Source organism: Flavobacterium sp. 9AF (genome assembly GCF_902506265.1).
Taxonomy (GTDB): Bacteria; Bacteroidota; Bacteroidia; order Flavobacteriales; family Flavobacteriaceae; genus Flavobacterium.
This window is the reverse complement of record NZ_LR733556.1, coordinates 2,504,136-2,524,472: the sequence shown is the minus strand read 5'-3', so window position 1 is coordinate 2,524,472 and position 20,337 is coordinate 2,504,136. Positions and strand designations below refer to the sequence as shown.

Below are 20,337 nucleotides of genomic sequence, written 5' to 3'. Positions count from 1 at the left end.
ACTTCATTATTGAATGAAATGTAAAAGTAGCAAAGTCTTTACATTCGTACAAACAAAATTAATAATACTATGATAGTCGTACTTTTTGAAGCTTTTCCTGTTGATAATAAATGGGAAGAATATTTAGATTTAGCAACAGAATTAAAACCAGAATTAATAAAAATCGAAGGATTTATCGCTATTGAACGATTTAAAAGCGTATCAAATCCTAACAAAATACTTTCTCTCTCCTTTTGGAAAGATGAAGCTAGCATTCAAAAGTGGCGTACACTAGAATTGCACAGAGAAGTACAAAAAAAAGGGAGAAATAGCATTTTTAATGATTATCAAATACGAGTAGCAACAGTTATTAGAGATTACAGCATGAATCTAAGAGAACAATCTCCTGAGGACAGTAAATTAGTTCATCGTTTAAAAAAATAATCATGAAAGATATCGAAATCATTTTAGAAAATAAAATAGGACAACTAGCCCTATTAGGCGAAACATTAGGCAAACATAAAATTAGTTTAGAAGGTGGTGGTGTGTTTACTTACAAAAATGTTGCTGTTGCGCATTTTTTAGTTGAAGATGCTGAGAAAGCCAAACAGGTTCTTAAAGAAGTTGGGATAAACTTAATTAAAATAAATGAAGTCATTATTCAAAAACTTAGACAAGATGTTCCAGGACAATTAGGACAATTTTGTAAACGTTTAGCTGAAGAAAATATTTCTATCTTAGTTCAATATAGCGACCATTCTAACCAACTCATCATTGTTCCTGATCATTTAGAAAAGGCAAAACAAGTTTCAAAACTATGGATGCAAGAATGGTGGACCTATTAATATCAAATTATAAAAGTCAATAATTCTTTGTTTCAAAAAATCGGATGTTTGTAATATATTTGTTTACCCTATTCTTGAAAACAATTCACTTTTTTTTAGAATAAGCACAAAACAATTGTAAACAAGTAATACATTTTCAAATGTCTAAACTAAAAAAGATAAGAGAAAAAAACAATTTAACGCAAGATGAGTTAGCAACCCAATCTGGTATTTCTGTTAGGACCATTCAAAGAATTGAAGCAGGAATTACACCAAAAGGACACACGCTTAAAGCTCTCTCAAAAGCATTAAAAATAGATGAAACTATATTAAAAAAAGAGGCAGAAGAAACAATAGAAAAACCATCTACTGCTTCTTTACAAATCTCAAAAATTAAAATTATTAATCTTATTTCTATTTTATTTTTTATACCTCCTTTTAATATTATTGCTCCTTTGCTCCTTACCTATCTTTTAAAACAAAAAAATGCCTTAACAAAAGGTATCATTTCAATTCAAATTCTATGGACCATTATTGCTCCTGTCTTATTCATGCTAAGTGCTTTCGCTAAAAACTGGTTTAATCTAGGAAATAAATTCACTTTACTAATAATGGTTTTCTTAGTAATAACCAACCTATTTATAGTTTTAAGAAACGCTGCAGCATTAGACCAAAAGGGAAAACTGTATTTCAAATTAAATTTCGATTTCATCTAATTATTAGCTTGTTGTCGTGGCATTGTCAGGTTATTGACGGGTGTTTTTTTAGATTAGTCAATCAAAACTTCTGAATTTTGTCTAAAAAAAAACATGATCCGTATTGTTACTCTTATTTTCGTTTTATCCATTTTGAGGTTGGATGCCCAAATTGACAAAAACACTAGTTTATTTACCGATTTAAAAAAAGAAGACAGTATTTTTTTTGAAAGAGGTTTTAATCAATGTGACTTAAATTATTTAAAAAGCAAAGTAGTTAACGATTTAAAATTTTATCATGACCAAGGTGGCTTTCAAGACAAAAAGACTTTCTTTGAAAACATAGAAAAATATATTTGTTCAAATACTGAAAGCAAACCCATTCGTAAAGTAGACATTAAAAGTCTTGAGGTATTTCCGCTTTATAATGATGAACAGTTATACGGTGTCATACAAAAAGGAATTCATCATTTCTATCTTAGACAAAAAGATAAAGAAGATCTTTGGACAAGTACAGCAAAATTCACACATGTTTGGGTGCTAGAAAATGAAACATGGAAATTAAGTGAAGTTTTAAGCTACGACCATCAAAAGCCTATTTTAGAAAATAATACTCAAAACATTTTACAGCTATTAGAACAAAATCATGTTCCAGCAGTAGGATTAGGCATAATAGAAAAGGGTAAATTAACTAAAATAGCTGTTTACGGAACATTAGACAAGAAAAACATTGCTCCTTATAATACTATTTTTAAAGTTGCATCCTTAACGAAACCAATTGTTACTTTAATTACTTTAAAATTAATAGATAAAGGTTTATTAGAATTAAATGAACCGCTATATAAATATTGGATTGATCCTGACATTAAAGACGACAATAGATATCTTAAACTAACTCCTAAGATAATTTTAACTCATCAAACAGGATTTCCTAATTGGCGTTATCTTGACAAAAAAAACAAACTCAGGTTTCAATTTGAACCAGGTACAAAATATCAATATTCTGGAGAAGGATTTGAATATTTAAGAATTGCTATTGAAAAAAAGCTAAACAAAAGCATAGAACAACTAGCCAAAGAATTATTATTTAATCCACTTGAAATGAATGATACTTTTTTTTGGTGGGAGCCAAATGTAGAAGAAAGTAGATATGCTCAAAATTTTAATATGACAGGTGATAAAATTGAAACCGATAAATATTATGAAGCAAATGCAGCTGCAAACCTCCTTACAACAGTAGAAGATTATGGAAAGTTTTTAGCTTATGTTATTAATGGTGCGGAAATTTCTAATGAATTATTCCAAGAAATGATTAAACAACAGATTAAATTAAAAGAAAATGATTTTTTTGGTTTAGGATGGGAAATACTCACTGGTTTTAGTAATAATGAATATGCTTTATTACATACAGGCAAAGATCCTGGTGTAAGCACATTGGCAATTTGGTTTCCTCAATCTAATAATGGATATGTTATCTTCTTAAATGGTGATAATGTAAATTCGGTGTATGAATTTTTATTATCCAATAAAGAATTCTATTTTGGAGAAGAATTATGGAATAAGAGATAATATATTAATTTACTATCAATAGGATAAAAACTAAAATAGAGTGATAGCTAAAATTATTTTTCTTTGACTTTAGAATAATTTTATACTTTTAAAGGGAATTTATTAATTCTATCAAAACTATGACAGAAAAATTAACTACTCAACAGAGAAAAAAATGTTTTGATATACTATTCAAAGAAAAGATTGTTCCTTTTTTTGAAAATAGAGGATTTGACAGATATTCAAAAACTACCAAAAGAATTTACAAAGATTTAGGATCCAATTTAACTGTATTTATTTATTTCGAATACAAAACATTTGGAAAAGGGTTTTATGACATTACTATATCCTATTATGATTCCGATTTTGGAAAAACAGAAGAGGACACTTATTTGGTTATGGCACAAATAAAAAAACCAACTATAAAAGGAGTTACAGAAAAAGAATTAGAACAATCAACCGATAATTGGTTGGTTGAAATAGATTCCAAGATTATTCCATTTATAGAACAACATGCTACTCATAAGGCTATTTTAAATTCCAATTTATTTTATATATCGAAATTTCGAGAAAAAGAAAGATTAGACATATTAGAAAGAAAATCCAAATAAGATGTTTTGCTTTTTTTAAAAAAAGAACAAATACCCACTAATATAATTATATTTTCTGTTTTTTTTTAAACTAAAGTATTTTATTTTAATTTCTTTTTTACTTTAGATAACTATTTCTGAATCTATTTTAGAATAGCTACTAAGCAATGCAAACAAAAATATTTTATCCTAGAAATCCTTTAGTAAGAGAGTGTATTCAATATTTTTTGTTTATCACTAAAAACGATAATGAATATATTAGCCAGTTATGTTATCCTAACACAAATCATTGCCTTGGTCTAATAAAAAAAGGGCAAATAGTTGCAGTAAACCATTCAGAATATCACATCCTATCTTCAACAAAAAACAGTAGTTACCTTACAGGTATTTATAAAGAGCCCATAAAAATAATTGCAAATCAGCCTTATCAGGAATTATGCATCAATTTTAATCCTATGGGATTAGAAGTTTTTTTTGGAGAAGGCTTCTCAAAAAATATTTTTCAAAATGATATTTTAAATACAAATAAAAATTGGGATTCCCTGTATGAAATAGTGTTTAGCAATAATCCTTTAGAGAAAATTGTAACCGAAATGGAAGATTTTTTTATTCCATTGATACAAGACAAAATGCTATACAATACTTTATTATTCAATAAAACTTTAAAAGCTACTCAAATGGAAGAATTAAATGATTTATTAAACAAAAGCTACCGATCTACTCATAGGTATTTTGTAAACCAACTTCAAACTACACCAAAAGAATACTTACAAATAATTAAAGTTAGAGAAGCAATGCCAATGATTTTAAAAAATATTCCACTTATAGAAATATCAGATCTATTAAATTTTACAGATCAAGCCCATTTTACAAAAACATTTAAAAAATATACTTATGTAACTCCTTCACAATTTAAACAAACAAGCTCACATGTAGAAGACACACTCATTTGGAATTTAGAATAAAACTTGGCAGATTTTTACAATTACAAAAGCTTCAAGAAAGATACATTTGTATCATCAAAAGATAACAAATGAAAAATTATAAAATGCATATTCTAATAGTGCTTCTTTTAAGTTTTACTATTACTTTTCAAGGACAAAACAGCACCTCAATTTCTAATCTACTTAAAGACACACCTTCACTTACTACTTCCCAAATGTTAGTTGATTACGATTCTTTGGTTTCTTACATTAATCAGGTAAGTCCAATTGTTCAATTTAATAAAGAAGTAAGAAACATAGATTTTAACAAACATGCTAAAAAAATTAGATCAAAAATTAACTCAAAAACAACTAAAGAAGAATATTTATTTCTAATAGAAAAAACTTTAAATGCTGCGCAAGATGGACACAGTAATAGATTAGGTCGTTCTCTACTAGATATAGTTAAAACGGTTTGGATTCCACAAAACATAGTTACAGGGATAGACACTTCAGATTTTGTTCATAGTTATAAATATGATAAGTATATTAAAGACCATTTTTATACTAAATCCAAACTAGAATTAGTATATATAGATGGTGACTATTACAATCTATTACCCTTTTCTTATAAAGGAAAAGAATATCCCGCTTCAATGAAATTAATAAGTTGTAATAATCAAAAAATACATTCCTTTGTAAAAAATATGGAGCAACTGATATCTCCTTTAAGATGGGATAGAGTTCATAAAAAGGTGTATAATGAAACTTTTTATACCGTTGCAGAAATCTATAACAATGATGTACTAAAATTCACTTTTCAAGATCCAAACAAGCAAGAAAAAATTTTAGAATTAGTCAGAAATGACACCGTTACTTTTCTTGAAGACAAAAAAAATAGTTTTGGTTACAACAACAATTTAGCATCAGTAATCACACATTATTTTGAAAAAGAAAAAATATTTTATGCCAAATTGCCTGCTATGGAAGAAAAACTAGGTGATACATTAATTCATCGTTTTCAAAATATCTTAAATCATTCTTCTATAAAATCTATTGTATTAGATGTGAGAGGTAATGGTGGTGGTAGCGATTATACTTATGGTAAATTTCTAGGAAAGATAATAAAAGACACTCTCCAATCTAATGTAGTCGTGGGACGCATATTTAGTTCATTAAACTGTAAATATTTTGAAATGAATAAAGATTCAATTGTAAAATATGGTCTAAGTTTAACCAAAGATGGAATTAAACTAAAGAACCTTTCTATGTTCTATAATATTATTCCAAACTATTCTCATTTTTATCCTGAAAAAGAAACTTTACCTTTTGAAGGAAACATTTACCTATTACAAGACCGGTTTATATATTCTGCAACTAGTAATTTATCTAGTCTAGCATATAAAATGGATCGGATTATTAGTATAGGTGAAACCCCAAATCTTTTGGGTGGTATGCAAAGCATTACATCTGTATTTTGTTTACCTTATAGTAAGGTAATTTTTAGAATTGAACCACAAATAGATTTTACAGATTGTAAAACAACAACCGATTTATTCCAAAATCAAGTAGAACATTTTATCACTTACTCTATCGATTTCTTACATGAACGCACTATTACTGAGGAAGCCATTTTTGGAAAAAATTTCTTAATACAAAAAGACCCTATGTTTAAGAAAGTTCTAGAAATTGAAAATCAATAAAATGAGTTCCGTTTTCATTTAAAGCTATATATAATGGTATTTGTAGCTGTTTTTTCAACACTTTCTTGGGAAAGAATTATTAAAAAATTAGCCAACTATTTACCTTTTCAATATTATATAAAACGACTCGTTCTACAAATTACTGTTCTTATTAACAAAAAAAAGCAACTCATAACCATTTTTATAAACAAACTTCTATAAAAAAGTAATTTTAGTTTCTGATACAATTATTTAATTCACCTAAAACTAAAATTATGAATAACACCATTTTTACTGATGCTACTGTTTCGAACACTAAGAACGAAACTGCTTCGTATATCCAAAACCTTTTGAATCAATGCAATGATGCTAAATTTTTAATTCCTGTTAATCCAGACACTCCTAAATTAATTCCTTTTAATGGATATTATAATCTAGATTGTGCACCAGGAGCATTTTTTGCAATCGATACAAATATGATTGTGAGACCTACTACAACAAATCCTGAATATGATTTATCTTTATTACTATCTTTAGATGGTAAAACATCTACTCGATATGCGTTTACAGGTAAGTTTGATGGTACATCCTTAACACAAAAATGGTCCAATGGTTTGTCTATTAATCTAATTTTTGCTCGCAATAATAATTCAGGTGGACCCACAGTTAGTTGTTCTGGAAATATTACCTTACCAGAAAAAACACCAATTAGTGTGAAAGGAACTACTTATAACAATCCTATTCCTGTTGCATTATTTACAGGAGAATATTATGAAAACAATAATGAAAATATAACTAAAGTAATGCAAATTGATGTAAACAATCAATTACATTATGACAATGGCACAAATAACGGCACGTTACTTCCAATACCCACATACATATACAATTTAAATATGTATTATTTTTCATTTTTTCAGCAAGATGGAACTCAAGTAAAATTAATTATGGGAACAGCTTCTGCTAAAGGTTTTGCCTGTAACAACATGATTATTAAAGATAACAAATTAATTTCTAGATCCCTTACAACTATTCCAACAGGAACTTCTCCTCAACCTAAATGGTTTGATTTAAGCGGAATTAATTTAGCCGATTTTAGTGGTTATTACCAAACGCCTTTACCTGCACATCCACTTGCTTTTGTATCTATTGAAGCGCAATATATTAGTGAAAAAATCATTGGTGAATTTGATCTTTATTTTGTGATGATCAGTTTTTCTTTAGATGGCAAAACTTCCACAGGATTTTATTTCGATTTTTTAGCCGATATGCATTTTGATAATAATACCAATACACTTACAGTTCCAGCAACCGCTACTTATCCACAATTGACACTCACTTTCAACCGCAAATATGATGCTACAACAGGCTCATTAGTCACTGTTTCAGGAACAATTGGCACTACTCCTATTTCAGGAAATACTTTATTTAACCCTGTTCCATTAACAGTTTTTGGTGGTGTACCAATGACAAATAGTACAGGTGAATCTGTTATTATTAATAATAAAAGTAGCATTACTTATACCAATAACAACGATACAGTAACCTATAATAGTATTGTATATGTGCCCATTATGTATATTTTAGCCGCACCTGCCAATAATCCAAAATTAGTTTTATCTCTAGGAACAGATGGGTTAAGAGGAAATGCAAGCATTGTGATTAATGACCCTAAAACGCCTAATCAAAAAACAACGTCTGTGTATGCCATTAATGGTCCAGAATAATAGCCAATTGCTATTTTGCTTTTTCAACTGTCTAATGGTTTTATTTATCATTGGGCAGTTTTTTATTGCTACAAAATCATTTACACCCATTTTATTATTTTATTCACAATTGTTTGATGCTTAAACTAAATAATTATTTTCTAATTTTGAATCTATTATTAGTATTATAATGGAAAATGAAGATATAACACCCTCAATTGAGAAAAAACTCATTGAAACTCAGGTTTTAAAAGATATTGTATTAGAAAGTAGTTCCGATTGTTTAAAAATTTTAGACACTGAAGGTCGTTTACAATTTATGAATTTCAATGGAATGTGCACCATGGAAATAGATGATTTTAGTCAAATCAAACATCAATATTGGTGGAATTTGTGGGGAGATGAAAACAAAACACTTGTAAAAAATGCTGTTAATAAAGCTTTAACAGGAGAAGTTACAGAATTTTCGGCCTATTGTGAAACAGCAAAAGGCACACCTAAATGGTGGCATGTGACTATTACACCTGTTGCTTTAGAAAAAGGAGATGTATATCAATTGCTATCAATTTCTAAAGACATTACAGAGCTTAAATTGTCGGAAGCAAAAATTAAAAATCAAAATATAATATTAGAAGATAAAGTTCGCTATCGTACGGAAGAATTACTACAGAAAAATATAGAGTTAGAAAAAAGAAATAAAGAACTGGCTATGTTTAATCATATCGCAAGTCATGATTTACAAGAGCCACTTCGAAAAATTAATTTTTTCAGCAAACTTATTTTAGAAAATTCAGATTTAGACGACAAAGCCAACATTTACTTAAACCGTATTTTAGATGCCAATCAAAGAATGCGCAACCTAATTGAATCTTTACAAAAGTTTTCTTCAGCCAAAGATATCAATCAAGTATTAGAAGATTGCAACTTAAACGAATTGATCAATTACACCAGCGAATATTGTAAAGAATATCATGATTCCGTTAATTTTAAAATTGAATTTCATGATTTACCTACTATAAAAGGTCCAAAAGTGATAATTACCCAACTTATCATCAACCTAATAGAAAATGCTATTAAATACCGTAAAGAAAACGTTCCTTTACAAATAAAAATAAGTTCGGAAACCCTATCACAGGAGCAAATTAATTTCCCAACAAATCCTTCCATTAAAACGTTTTATAAAATTAAAATAGCAGACAACGGAATTGGGTTTGACAACCAATACCGATACCAAATTTTTGAACCCTTTAAAAAATTGCATTCAAAAGATGAATATGCGGGAACAGGAATGGGATTAGCCATTTGTAAAACTATAATGGAAAACATAAATGGATGGATTGAAGCTGAAAGCGATATACAAGAAGGAAGTAATTTTTATTTGTATTTTCCAAAAGGAAACTAATTTTTATAAACAAGATTAAAGTTATATTTTCTCACTTGTCAATTTTAAAGCTTTAAAAACGCTCCTTTCAGAAATCAGTAAATAATGAAACTATTTCCAGAAAAAGACATAAGTATTCCCTTATCAGAAAATCATCATAACCTAATTGTAAACTTAAAAAAAAATACAATTGATAGTAAACAGTTTACAGGATATTGGGAAAATAAAACGTTTGTAGGTGAAATAGAAACCAATACATTTACCATTCAACTATCTAGTTTCTTTGGCAATTTTTGTATCATAAAAGGACAGATATACCCAAACAAGTTAACATTGCATCTTTGTACAGGTATGAAACTAAAAATATTCTTTACGCTTTTTTCAATAACGGTTGCACTTATCTCAATTGACTTGCTAAACAGAAAAGAATACGGTTTAATATTCGCATTTATATTTATTTTGCTTCTATTTAGAAGCATTATAGAAATAGGATTTCGAATTGTATCCCAAATGTCTTTGAAAAAAATAAAAATGTTTAAAAATAATCTTCAATAAAATTAAAAACAATTATATGAATTTTAGGAAAGAACTAGAACCCAATATTGAGAAATCGGAACGATTATTCCCTATAGTATTAGATCTCATCTCAAAATTTGATGAGGCTTTCGATGCCTTTAATGTAAAAAAAATGGATGATATAATAGATCAAATCAATCTTTTAATTGATAAAGGAATAGATAAAGAAGATATCTATGAATATTGGGGTTATACTTCTGCTGAAGATTTAGCATTCGGACTTACTTTAACTTTACCTAGGCATGTATTCCCTATTACAGAAGAAGAGCTCTCAGAAATTAAAAATAGAATTCAAATTCTTCTAGAAGCAGATGAAAATATGGAAAAAAGTATTTCAACTTTCTTATTTAAAAATGAAGTATCGGTTGCAAGTGTATTAATAGGAGATTATTATGAATTAATTATAAATCATTATAACTCTTCACGACCAGATAACATTATTTATCTTTAAAAACCTTTAACTTTGCGCAACAACATTTAGCTTTTATTAATGTCTTCTACTGTTTTACATAGCGAAAATTTATCCATCGGTTATACCCATAAAAATCGATCAAAAATTATTATTGAAAATTGCACTATCGATTTAAAAGCAGGTCAATTAGTAGCACTTATAGGAGCAAACGGAATAGGTAAATCCACCTTATTAAAAACATTAACAGGAATTATTCCTCCCCTAAAAGGTGAAATACTATTACAAGGGAAATCTTTAAAAAAATATACCCCTAGCCAATTAGCGCAAGAATTAAGTATCGTTCTCACAGAACATTTACCACCAAGTAACTTATCCGTATATGAAATTGTGGCTCTTGGCAGACAACCTTATACCAATTGGTTAGGCACATTAGCAAAAGAAGATAAAGAAAAAATTGACCGAGCTATTGCACTAACTGGAATAGCTAATTTCATTGATAAAAAACATTACGAAATAAGTGATGGCCAACTTCAAAAAGCGTTAATCACGAGAGCTTTGGCACAAGACACAGCCATTATCATTTTAGACGAACCTACTACACATTTGGATTTACTTCATAAAGTATCCTTACTGAAATTACTAAAAAAATTAACGCAAGAAACTGGAAAAACAATTCTTTATTCTACCCATGATATCGATTTAGCCATACAACTGTGTGATGAAATGATAGTTTTAACACCTAACCAATTAACAAAAGGACAACCCTGTCAATTAATTGAACAAAATGTTTTTAATGAATTATTTCAAAATGAAGCCATTACCTTCGATAAAGAGTTGGGAAAATTTAAAGTGCAATAATTCCACAAATTTTTTAGGATTTGTTTTTCCTATTTGCGCTTCTATTTCACTAATTTTATAAAAATTTTAAATATGAAAAAAATTATAATACTACTCACACTTATTCATTTTTCTATGCAAGCGCAATTAAAACCAGTTGCTTATAATGATGGCGGTCAAAAATTAGAAGGTTTTTTTGCAAAAGCTACAACGGCAAACCCAAAAAATATAGGTATCATCGTTTTACCTGCTTGGATGGGCATCGATGCACATGCAAAAGAATCTGCAGAAGCATTAGCTAAATTAGGATATCATGCTTTTGTTGCAGATATTTATGGTGTAGGAAACACCCCAAACAACACGACTGAAGCTGGAAAATTAGCTGGCTATTTTAAAAACAGTTATAAAGATTACCAAAGAAGAATACAATTAGCTATTGATCAATTAATAAAAGAAGGAGCAAATCCAGATGAAATTGCTGTAATTGGTTATTGTTTTGGTGGTAGTGGTGCTTTAGAAGCGGCAAGAGGAAATTTAAAAGTAAAAGGAGTGGTTTCTTTTCATGGTGGATTAGGTAAGGACCCAATGCGTCAAACACAACCCATTACTCCAAAAATATTAGTGCTACATGGTGCAGATGATCCTTATGTACCACAAAAAGAAGTCTTAGCCTTTCAAGATGAAATGAGAATTGGAAAAGCAGATTGGCAAATGAATTTTTATGCAAATGCGGTACACGCATTTACTCATAAAGACTTAAGTACAGACAATAGTAAAGGCGCTGCTTACAATGAATTAGCCAATAAAAGAAGTTGGGAAGCGATGAAAGCCTTTTTTACAGAAATTTTCAATTAAACCATAAATATCCCTTCTAGAAGAAGGGATATTTTTATAAAACAATTTCTTGAACTTCTTGAACAGCCCCTACACTTATTCCTTCCAAATGCATTTTCCCTACTCTAACGCGAACCAATCGTAATGTGGGAAAGCCAACAGCAGCTGTCATTTTTCTTACTTGCCGAAATTTACCTTCGACAACCGTTATAGAAACCCAAGAAGTAGGTCCGTGTCGTTTATCTCTTATTCGTTTTCCAGAACCTATATAATCTGGTAATGAAGTAATTAATTTTGAGTTACAATTTCGAGTTAAGTATTTGGTTCCATTGATCCCTATTTCTACTCCATTTTGTAATTGGTCAACAGCTTCTTGAGTAATTACACCATCTACTTGTGCATAATATTCTTTCTCAACTGTTTTACTTCTCACATGTTCACTCACTCTCCCATCTGTAGTAAGCAATAACAAACCTTCCGAATCTTCATCAAGTCTCCCTATTGCCATAGTGCCTTCTGGAAAAGGATACAATTCGCCTAATAACTTCTTTTTTCTTTTCAGTTCATAAATAAACTGACTCAAATAGCCATGCGGTTTATGAAGTATAAAATGTTGGTGACTCATTTTTATTATTTACTGCAAAAATACAGTATTCAATTTATATAAATTCTGGTTTTAAAGTTGAATTAATTCCTTAAATTTACAATTGAAATTATTTACTTTATATGTCGCAAATTATTTTAGTATTAGCCGTATTCATCCTCGCCTTAGCCATAGGTTTTTACCTTGGTAAATTACTTTCTAAAACTCAAGCACAAGCTGAAAAATCTTCTTTAGAAGAAAGGGTTTCTGGTTTAGTAAACCAAATCGAGCAACTTAAAAATCAATTGTTATCCGAAAAATTACAGTTTGAAAAAGCCTTAGCGCAAGTTCTTATCGAAAAAGAGAATCTTCAAAAAGAGAAAGAATCATTATCCATTCATTTAGCCAAAAAAGAAAACGATTTTGATAATTTATTGGAACGTAATAAAGAGCAAAAACAAGAAGTAAATGAGTTACAAGAAAAGTTTACGAAAGAGTTTGAAAATTTGGCTAACAAAATCTTAGAAGAAAAAACCACCAAGTTTACAGAACAAAACAAAGAAAACTTAAAAATAATCTTAAATCCTTTACAGGAAAAAATTCAACTTTTTGAAAAAAAAGTAGAAGATACACATAAAGAAAGTATCGATTATCACGCAGCATTACGTCAGCAAATTTTAGGTCTGAGAGAAATGAATGATAAAATGTCGAAAGAAACGATTAATTTAACCAAAGCATTAAAAGGCGATAGCAAAATGCAAGGAAATTGGGGCGAATTGGTATTAGAGCGTGTATTAGAAAAATCAGGTTTAGAGAAAGGTAGAGAATATGAAGTACAGAAAAGTTTTACCAATCAAGAAGGAAACAGAATGATGCCCGATGTAATTATCAATCTTCCTGATGGTAAAAAAATGATTGTAGATTCTAAGGTATCTTTAACGGCTTATGAACGATTTGTAAATGAAGAAGATGAGGTAGCTAAAACCGTCATATTAAAAGAACATGTAACTTCGGTAAAACGTCATGTGGATCAATTAAGTGAAAAAAACTACCACGACATTTACCATATGGAAAGTCCTGATTTTGTATTGCTTTTTATTCCTATAGAACCTGCTTTTGCGTTAGCCTTAAATGAAGATAATACTTTATATAATAAAGCATTTGAAAAGAATATTGTAATTGTTACACCTTCTACTCTATTAGCAACTTTACGAACGATAGATAGCATGTGGACGAATCAAAAACAACAAGAAAACGCTATAGAAATTGCCAGACAAGCCGGTGCTTTGTATGATAAATTTGAAGGTTTTGTATCCGATTTAATTAAGATTGGTAAAAAAATGGACGAAGCAAAATCGGAATATGGCAATGCAATGAACAAATTAGTAGATGGAAAAGGGAATTTGATTACAAGTGTTGAACGACTGAAAAAAATGGGAGCTAAAGCTAAAAAAGCATTGCCAGAAAATGTATTAAAACGAGCATCAGAAAATGATAGTAACGCAACAATAGAAAACGAATAAATCATGACAGTATTTAAAAAAATAGTTTTTTTTGGAACCCTATTAACCGTCCTATCTGTAATAGGATATATGTCTTATGTGTATTATGTTCCATACAGTGAAGGAATTCGTTCTGGAGAATTAATAAAAATTAGCCACAAAGGATATTTTGTCAAAACTTGGGAAGGAGAAATAAGCCAAGGAATTTCTGGAGCACAAATTTTCAAATTTTCTGTTTTAGATAATGACAAACCTATAATTGATAGTTTAAAATCTTTACAAGGAAAATTTGTAAAAGTAGAATATGTAGAGCGCTTACGAACTTTCTTTTGGTGGGGTGATACCCGTTATTTTGTAACCAAAGTTGAAAAAGAAACCTCTCCCTATTTTAATAATGGCGAGTAATGAAAAGAGTGTTATTTTTCTTATTATTAGTAATCTTTTCTCAATGTAAATCGAGTAAAACTTCTATTTCACCCATTTCAAATAACAAAATTGCAATTGTTATTCATGGAGGAGCTGGAACTATTTTAAAAGAAAATCTCACCCCCGAATTAGAACGAGAATATAAAAAAGCTTTAGAAGAAGCCATTCGAACAGGCTATACTATTTTACAAAATGGAGGAAGTAGTTTAGATGCTGTAGAAAAAACCATTAATGTTCTTGAAGATTCACCGCTTTTTAATGCAGGTAAGGGAGCTGTTTTTACCAATCAAGGTAAAAATGAATTGGATGCCTCTATAATGGATGGCAAAACTTTGAAAGCAGGTGCCATTGCTGGAGTTACTACTGTAAAAAACCCAATCAATTTAGCCAGAGCTGTCATGGAAAAATCGGAACATGTAATGCTAGCTAGAGAAGGAGCTGAATATTTTGCCCTCCAAAATGGAATTGAATTAGTTGATCCGTCCTATTTCTACACTGAGAATAGATATCAATCTTTGCTACGTGCTAAAGAAAAAGAAAAAATTGAATTGGATCACAACGATAAAGCCGAATATTATGATCCTACTATAAAAGACACAAAATATGGCACAGTAGGCTGTGTTGCTCTAGACAAAAATGGAAACATTGCTGCTGGAACCTCAACAGGTGGTATGACCAATAAAAAATGGGGGCGTATAGGAGATGCCCCAATTATTGGAGCGGGCACTTATGCCAACAACAACACTTGTGGTGTTTCTTCTACAGGTTGGGGCGAATTTTTTATACGAAATGTAGTAGCTTATGATATGGCCGCATTAATGGAATATAAAAAAATCTCTTTAGAAAAAGCCAGCCATGAAGTGATTCAAAAAAAGCTAACCCAATTAGGAGGAACAGGTGGCATTATTGCTTTAGATCAAAAAGGAAACATAGTTATGGAATTTAATACTCCAGGCATGTATCGAGCAGCAATTGACACAAATGGAAAACTAACACTTGGTATTTATAAAACAAATGAATAAAAAAGAATCAAACACTGTTGATGCTTCAAAAGTTACTTTAACCGAATTGATGCTTCCTTCACATACTAATTTTAGTGGTAAAATTCACGGCGGTTATTTGCTACAATTAATGGATCAAATAGCTTTTGCGAGTGCTTCAAAATATTCAGGCTGTTATTGTGTTACAGCTTCGGTAGATACCGTTGATTTTTTAAATCCTATAGAAATTGGAGAATTGGTCACACTAAAAGCATCGGTAAATTACGTAGGAAATACTTCAATGGTTGTAGGTATTCGAGTCATTGCTGAAAACATACAAACTGGCGTAGTAAAACATTGCAATTCCAGTTATTTTACTATGGTAGCCAAAGATGAAATGGGTAATCCTACAAAAGTACCGCAATTAATTCTCTACCATTTAGAAGAAGTGAGACGTTTTTATGAAGCCTTAAGACGTATTAATCAGAAGAAAAAATTAGCCTCTTTAGAAGAAAAATTCGATTATCAATCTAAAGAAGCCTTAGATTTTTTAAAAAGATATAATGTTGTAATTGCTATCAAATAAAATATTTTAGGCAGAGATTTTACTTATTAGAATAATCTCTTTTCTATCAAATTTTAAATAACCTTCCTCTTGCAACTCGTTTATCAAAATGTTTAGCGTTGGTCTAGAGGTACCAATAAGTGTCGCAATTTCTTTTTGAGTAAAAGGATGTTTTATTACCGTATCACCTGAAACTGCATTTTTATATCCATAATCTAACGCGAGTTCATTTAAATATTCTTTTAAACGGGTTTTAGTATCTTTAAATAAGAGTAATTTTAATCGACGTTCCAATCGTTTTAGTCTAAAACCTATAAACTTATAAATTTTCAAACTTAATTCACGATTTCCTCTAATTAACTCAAGCATTTCATCGGCAGCAATAGGACAAATTGTAGTATTATTCTCTAGCACAGATGCAAATTCGTTTCTTCTTTCTTCTCCTAAAATTGCTTTTTCACCAAAGATTTCTCCTTTAGATAAAATAGCCGATATGATTTCTTCTCCTTCTTCATTGATATAACCAATTTTAATTTTACCGTTACTTACCAAATAAATTTTATCCGCAGCATCATCTTCAGTATAAATCAAATCATTTTTTTTATAATTTTTAAACGAATGATTATGACCCGCATCTTTAAATTTATGGGGACACATAATATGGAATAAATTTACATCTTCAAAATACCAAATGGAGTTCATTAGCAATTATTTTAGTACATCAAAAATACTGATATTATTATAATAAAAAAAAGCTCCAGACATTCTAGAGCAGTTTTATCATTTAATTAACTTATTTCTTTATTTCTTTTACTCGCTCTCATTTTTATGAAAAACTTTTATTAATAACATACAACCAAGATATATTAAAATACGGTTTTATAAAGTAGCAATTACTTTTTCTTACTTGATTTTGCTAAAGGATTAAAATCCAAACAGCGTTGCAACCAATAATGTAAATCCTTCGGTTTTAAAAAACCATTCTCGGTGACATATACATATCCTTTCATTGATTTCCCTGTAAATTCCATGGGAATTACATTGTCTTTTTTTAAAGCATGAGAATACTGCTCTTCTCCTATTCTACATAATAAAAAATCTTCACCCGTTTCTTTATCGATATGATTACAGCAACACATTTTATCATCTACCATAAAACAAATGCCATTAAACATCTTCTTTTCATAAAAGGGAACATCTTTCTCCTGAAAAAAAAGCCTGATTCGCTGAATTGTGTTTTCGTTAAAAGCCATAGCTATTTGATTTTATTGTTATAAATTTAAATAAAAAACAGCTCTTCATAAGGGTTACCCACTTATTTCTTTTCATTTCTGATTTACTTTCATTTAAAAATCAAATTCTGATAGTTTTAAATCAGCAGTAGTATAAAGTGCATAATGTCCAATATTTTATATGCTTTTGAAACTCCATAAGCTTACGATATTTTCCTGATGATGTCTAATGAGGTACATAAAGTAGTATGTTTTATTTTTTTAGATTGAGTAAAAATCTTTCTAAAGAATAAAACATTTCAAGATACTCTTTTTAATTTATTAAAATAGATTATTTTAGTTATTATTTTTGTAAAAAAATTAACTCCCATCTTGATTTTCATTAATCAGCTGAACCATTTTAAAATTAAAAAACTCCAAATCTTTTTCAATTGTTGAAAAAAAATCAATATCTGCATTTTCTACAACTACTATAGCATTTTGTAAAACTTCTGCACCTTTATCTGTAAGCGCTATAATTTTAGCTCTAGTATCCATTCCATGTTCTTGTCTCGTAATAAAATCTTTTTCTTCTAATGTTCTTAATACTTTTGAAACCATCATTCTATCTAAATTAGCTTGATTAGCAATATCAACCTGTGTAACTGCATTACTTTTCTTTGAGAGCCAGCCTAAAGAAGCTAATAAAATAAATTGAGTTGATGTCAAATCTAAAGGATCTAAGACTCTTTTTTGTTTACGTTGCCATAACATTGTAAGTTGTCCTAATAAATAGCCAGGGCTATCATTAGGTGATTTAAAATGGAAATCAATCTTTTTAGACATAATTTTGTAGCATTTTTGATGAGATTAATTGAAAATCGTGTTCCTTGATTTCAAAAATACCAAATCGAAATGGATAACCCCAATTTTTTTTGTTTTGAATAAAATCTAACTCATCAATTAAGGGAAGTATCGATATATCATCACATTTTAAAAACATAACATTACGCCTTGAAGGGCAAAAATTTTCGGAAACTTGAACCTGATATATATCGTTATCCACAACTTTTCCTAAGGCTGTAAATTCTTGACATTTTTCAAATCCATCCATTGTTAGTTTACTAGAGTAATAAATTAAAAAATCATCTTTTCTCATCTTTTTCAATGGAGTCACTTTTCCATGACAAGCTTGTGAAATACCTTCAAAAACTCCTTTTTTAACATGATCTTTTGAAGCTACAATTATCCAATATTTTATTTCTCTTTCTTTCATTTTATTTCAAATTCAATTTATTCATAAGTCTGTTTTAAAAAATCATAAATTGTTTTTGTTTTTCTTCCTAAAATCATCTCTAAATCATTTGTTTGATGATCAAACTCACCTTGTGCAATTGCTAAACTGAATGAACTCAACATTTCAATAATATGATTTGGCACACCAAATCGATTCATAGTATTAACAAATTCAGGTACTTCTGGAGAATTATACTCAATAGTAACCTTTAAGATTTTGGAGAGGTTTTTAGCAATTTCAGAAAACGAGATAGATTCACTGCCATTAAATTCGAGTGTTTTATTTAAATAGAGGTAAGGATTTAAAATAACTTTTACCTCAGCTTCTGCTAAATCGTCTTTAGGAACAAATGAAGTTATTCCATTGGAGGTAGGTAAATAAATAGCCTTATTTTTTACTAATTGATTCTTATCGCCAATCAACATCTCTATCACTTCAGCATATAAATTATGTCTAAAAATTGTGTAATTTATTCCAGAATCTTTTATAAAATTTTCTGTCTGAATATGAGAAGCAATTAAAGTAGCTATAGGTGATACATTACTCTCATTCTTTCTTACTCCGCTAGTATATAAAATATGTTTTATACCCACTTTTTTGGCAACATCCACTACATTCTTATGAAGTTCTGAACGATTATTATCATCTCCTGCTGAAACAAAATACAAAGTATCTATGTCTTTAAAAGCATTTTCTAAACTTTCAAAGTTAGCATAATCACCTATTCTTAATTCAAGACCGTCATTTTTATATTGATTAACTAACTCATTATCTAAATCTCTAACTAAAACAACTAGATTTTTACTTGCTACATTTTGTTTTAAAAGATTAATAACTTTACTTCCCAAACCTCCAGTTGCTCCAGTAATTAATATCTTATTATTCATATTCTTTATTTTTCATTTAAAAAAGTAAGTTTATAACCATCAATATCTTTTACATGAAAAGCTCTACCAAAAGGAGTTTCAATAATACCTCCTATTGTATCTATGCCCTTTTTAAGTAATTTTTCTCTTATTTCATCTACATTTTCATCAACTGCAAACCAAACTGCAACTCCTATTCCTACTTGTCTATCTTCAAGAGATTCGAGAGGTGTACGTATTGCAAAACTTGCTTTTCCAGAATTGTACTTAAAAACGCACGCTTGTGGATTCGTAGTTTCAATTTCAAATCCTAATTTCTCCACATAGAATTTTTTAGATTCTTCTATTTCTTTCACTTGCAGTGATACAAAAGTTAATTGTCTCATTTATTTATCATTTAAATTATTGTTGTCGCAAATATAATATATACAACAACAATAAGCAACTATTTTTCAGTTTTTATTTTAAACATATAATCAATGTATAATATATTGTAATTAATACATCTGAAATTGAGTAATTATCCTATCTTTTAGTGAATGGTAAATGACATGGATTATTTTATTTAATAATCAGTTATAAATTAGGATAGATAACTTTATATAAATAGTAAAGTTTATAAATGAATGGGGTTTGAAATTTTTTACTACAATAATCTTTTTATTTTCTTTTTTATTTAACAAAAGAAAATAAAAAGATACAGTGACTAGCGTAAGATAATGCTACTGTAAACTAATTTATGTGCTTCTAAAAAAAAATAGTATTTAATTATAATTTGATTAATCAAAAGGTTCTCGATACATTTTTTATTTCATTTCATTACATAAAAAACACTCGAACTGACGAATACTCATAAAACGAAATTACAATTCTCGATACATTTTTTATTTCATTACTTTACATAAAAAACACTCGAACTG

At 29.1% G+C, this 20,337-nt stretch carries 24 protein-coding genes; 17 read left to right on the top strand and 7 right to left on the bottom strand.

Annotated features, from left to right (window positions below; genetic code table 11):
• The first annotated feature begins 69 nt into the window (after positions 1-69).
• The 13 genes from HALO113_RS11530 to HALO113_RS11470 all read left to right on the top strand — a co-directional run bounded on the left by HALO113_RS11530 (position 70) and on the right by HALO113_RS11470 (position 12,008).
• The gene (locus HALO113_RS11530; protein ID WP_159779164.1) at positions 70-423 is read left to right on the top strand and encodes an antibiotic biosynthesis monooxygenase; all 354 of its coding nucleotides are present in this window, start codon (positions 70-72) and stop codon (positions 421-423) included.
• A gap of 2 nt (positions 424-425) precedes the next feature.
• The gene (locus HALO113_RS11525; protein WP_159779163.1) at positions 426-824 is read left to right on the top strand and encodes an amino acid-binding ACT domain-containing protein; all 399 of its coding nucleotides are present in this window, start codon (positions 426-428) and stop codon (positions 822-824) included.
• A gap of 140 nt (positions 825-964) precedes the next feature.
• Positions 965-1,519, top strand: coding sequence for a helix-turn-helix domain-containing protein (locus HALO113_RS11520; protein WP_159779162.1), 555 nt, complete (start codon positions 965-967; stop codon positions 1,517-1,519).
• Positions 1,520-1,612: 93 nt separating this feature from the next.
• Positions 1,613-3,067: a serine hydrolase gene (locus HALO113_RS11515; protein WP_159779161.1), complete on the top strand. Its 1,455-nt coding sequence runs from the start codon at positions 1,613-1,615 to the stop codon at positions 3,065-3,067.
• 119 nt (positions 3,068-3,186) lie between these two features.
• Positions 3,187-3,657 carry a hypothetical protein gene (locus HALO113_RS11510; RefSeq protein WP_159779160.1) on the top strand — a complete coding sequence of 157 codons (471 nt, stop codon included), beginning with the start codon at positions 3,187-3,189 and terminating at the stop codon, positions 3,655-3,657.
• A gap of 146 nt (positions 3,658-3,803) precedes the next feature.
• Positions 3,804-4,601, top strand: a complete 798-nt coding sequence (locus tag HALO113_RS11505) for an AraC family transcriptional regulator (protein ID WP_159779159.1) — start codon at positions 3,804-3,806, stop codon at positions 4,599-4,601.
• A gap of 68 nt (positions 4,602-4,669) precedes the next feature.
• On the top strand, positions 4,670-6,262 hold the full coding sequence (locus HALO113_RS11500; RefSeq protein WP_159779158.1) for a S41 family peptidase: 1,593 nt from the start codon (positions 4,670-4,672) through the stop codon (positions 6,260-6,262).
• A 254-nt stretch (positions 6,263-6,516) separates the two neighbouring features.
• Entirely contained in the window at positions 6,517-7,968 is a 1,452-nt protein-coding gene (locus tag HALO113_RS11495; protein ID WP_159779157.1) for a hypothetical protein, read from the top strand.
• Between the two features lie 169 nt (positions 7,969-8,137).
• Positions 8,138-9,349 (top strand): ATP-binding protein, encoded by a 1,212-nt coding sequence (locus HALO113_RS11490; protein ID WP_159779156.1) that lies wholly within the window; start codon positions 8,138-8,140, stop codon positions 9,347-9,349.
• Positions 9,350-9,433: 84 nt separating this feature from the next.
• Complete coding sequence (locus HALO113_RS11485) at positions 9,434-9,883, top strand: hypothetical protein (protein WP_159779155.1); 450 nt, start codon at positions 9,434-9,436, stop codon at positions 9,881-9,883.
• Between the two features lie 16 nt (positions 9,884-9,899).
• A complete protein-coding gene (locus HALO113_RS11480; RefSeq protein WP_159779154.1) occupies positions 9,900-10,355 on the top strand; it encodes a hypothetical protein in 456 nt (151 codons plus the stop codon).
• Between the two features lie 39 nt (positions 10,356-10,394).
• Positions 10,395-11,174, top strand: coding sequence for an ABC transporter ATP-binding protein (locus HALO113_RS11475; protein ID WP_159779153.1), 780 nt, complete (start codon positions 10,395-10,397; stop codon positions 11,172-11,174).
• Positions 11,175-11,246: 72 nt separating this feature from the next.
• Positions 11,247-12,008, top strand: coding sequence for a dienelactone hydrolase family protein (locus HALO113_RS11470; protein ID WP_159779152.1), 762 nt, complete (start codon positions 11,247-11,249; stop codon positions 12,006-12,008).
• A 34-nt stretch (positions 12,009-12,042) separates the two neighbouring features.
• Here the strand turns inward: HALO113_RS11470 and HALO113_RS11465 are convergent, their stop codons facing one another.
• On the bottom strand, positions 12,043-12,612 hold the full coding sequence (locus HALO113_RS11465; RefSeq protein WP_159779151.1) for a pseudouridine synthase: 570 nt from the start codon (positions 12,610-12,612) through the stop codon (positions 12,043-12,045).
• Positions 12,613-12,713: 101 nt separating this feature from the next.
• Here HALO113_RS11465 and rmuC point away from each other — a divergent pair, with 101 nt between their 5' ends.
• From rmuC to HALO113_RS11445, 4 genes are read left to right on the top strand one after another with little or no spacing between them, the layout of a single operon-like run.
• Positions 12,714-14,093 (top strand): DNA recombination protein RmuC, encoded by a 1,380-nt coding sequence (gene rmuC / locus HALO113_RS11460; protein WP_159779150.1) that lies wholly within the window; start codon positions 12,714-12,716, stop codon positions 14,091-14,093.
• Between the two features lie 3 nt (positions 14,094-14,096).
• Complete coding sequence (locus HALO113_RS11455; RefSeq protein ID WP_159779149.1) at positions 14,097-14,477, top strand: 6-phosphogluconate dehydrogenase; 381 nt, start codon at positions 14,097-14,099, stop codon at positions 14,475-14,477.
• Positions 14,477-15,520, top strand: coding sequence for an isoaspartyl peptidase/L-asparaginase family protein (locus tag HALO113_RS11450; protein WP_159779148.1), 1,044 nt, complete (start codon positions 14,477-14,479; stop codon positions 15,518-15,520). Before HALO113_RS11455 ends, HALO113_RS11450 begins: the two co-directional genes overlap by 1 nt.
• The gene (locus HALO113_RS11445) at positions 15,513-16,064 is read left to right on the top strand and encodes an acyl-CoA thioesterase (RefSeq protein WP_159779147.1); all 552 of its coding nucleotides are present in this window, start codon (positions 15,513-15,515) and stop codon (positions 16,062-16,064) included. The genes HALO113_RS11450 and HALO113_RS11445 overlap by 8 nt, the downstream gene beginning before the upstream one ends.
• Positions 16,065-16,070: 6 nt before the next feature.
• On the opposite strand, the gene HALO113_RS11440 is transcribed toward HALO113_RS11445, so the two are convergent.
• The 6 genes from HALO113_RS11440 to HALO113_RS11415 all read right to left on the bottom strand — a co-directional run bounded on the left by HALO113_RS11440 (position 16,071) and on the right by HALO113_RS11415 (position 19,803).
• Complete coding sequence (locus HALO113_RS11440) at positions 16,071-16,745, bottom strand: Crp/Fnr family transcriptional regulator (RefSeq protein ID WP_159779146.1); 675 nt, start codon at positions 16,743-16,745, stop codon at positions 16,071-16,073.
• A gap of 191 nt (positions 16,746-16,936) precedes the next feature.
• Positions 16,937-17,296, bottom strand: coding sequence for a TfoX/Sxy family protein (locus HALO113_RS11435; RefSeq protein ID WP_159779145.1), 360 nt, complete (start codon positions 17,294-17,296; stop codon positions 16,937-16,939).
• Positions 17,297-17,635: 339 nt separating this feature from the next.
• Positions 17,636-18,100 carry a MarR family winged helix-turn-helix transcriptional regulator gene (locus HALO113_RS11430; protein WP_159779144.1) on the bottom strand — a complete coding sequence of 155 codons (465 nt, stop codon included), beginning with the start codon at positions 18,098-18,100 and terminating at the stop codon, positions 17,636-17,638.
• Positions 18,093-18,530: an EVE domain-containing protein gene (locus tag HALO113_RS11425; RefSeq protein ID WP_159779143.1), complete on the bottom strand. Its 438-nt coding sequence runs from the start codon at positions 18,528-18,530 to the stop codon at positions 18,093-18,095. Before HALO113_RS11425 ends, HALO113_RS11430 begins: the two co-directional genes overlap by 8 nt.
• Positions 18,531-18,547: 17 nt before the next feature.
• Complete coding sequence (locus tag HALO113_RS11420; protein ID WP_159779142.1) at positions 18,548-19,438, bottom strand: SDR family oxidoreductase; 891 nt, start codon at positions 19,436-19,438, stop codon at positions 18,548-18,550.
• 5 nt (positions 19,439-19,443) lie between these two features.
• Complete coding sequence (locus tag HALO113_RS11415; protein WP_159779141.1) at positions 19,444-19,803, bottom strand: VOC family protein; 360 nt, start codon at positions 19,801-19,803, stop codon at positions 19,444-19,446.
• Positions 19,804-20,337 lie beyond the last annotated feature (534 nt).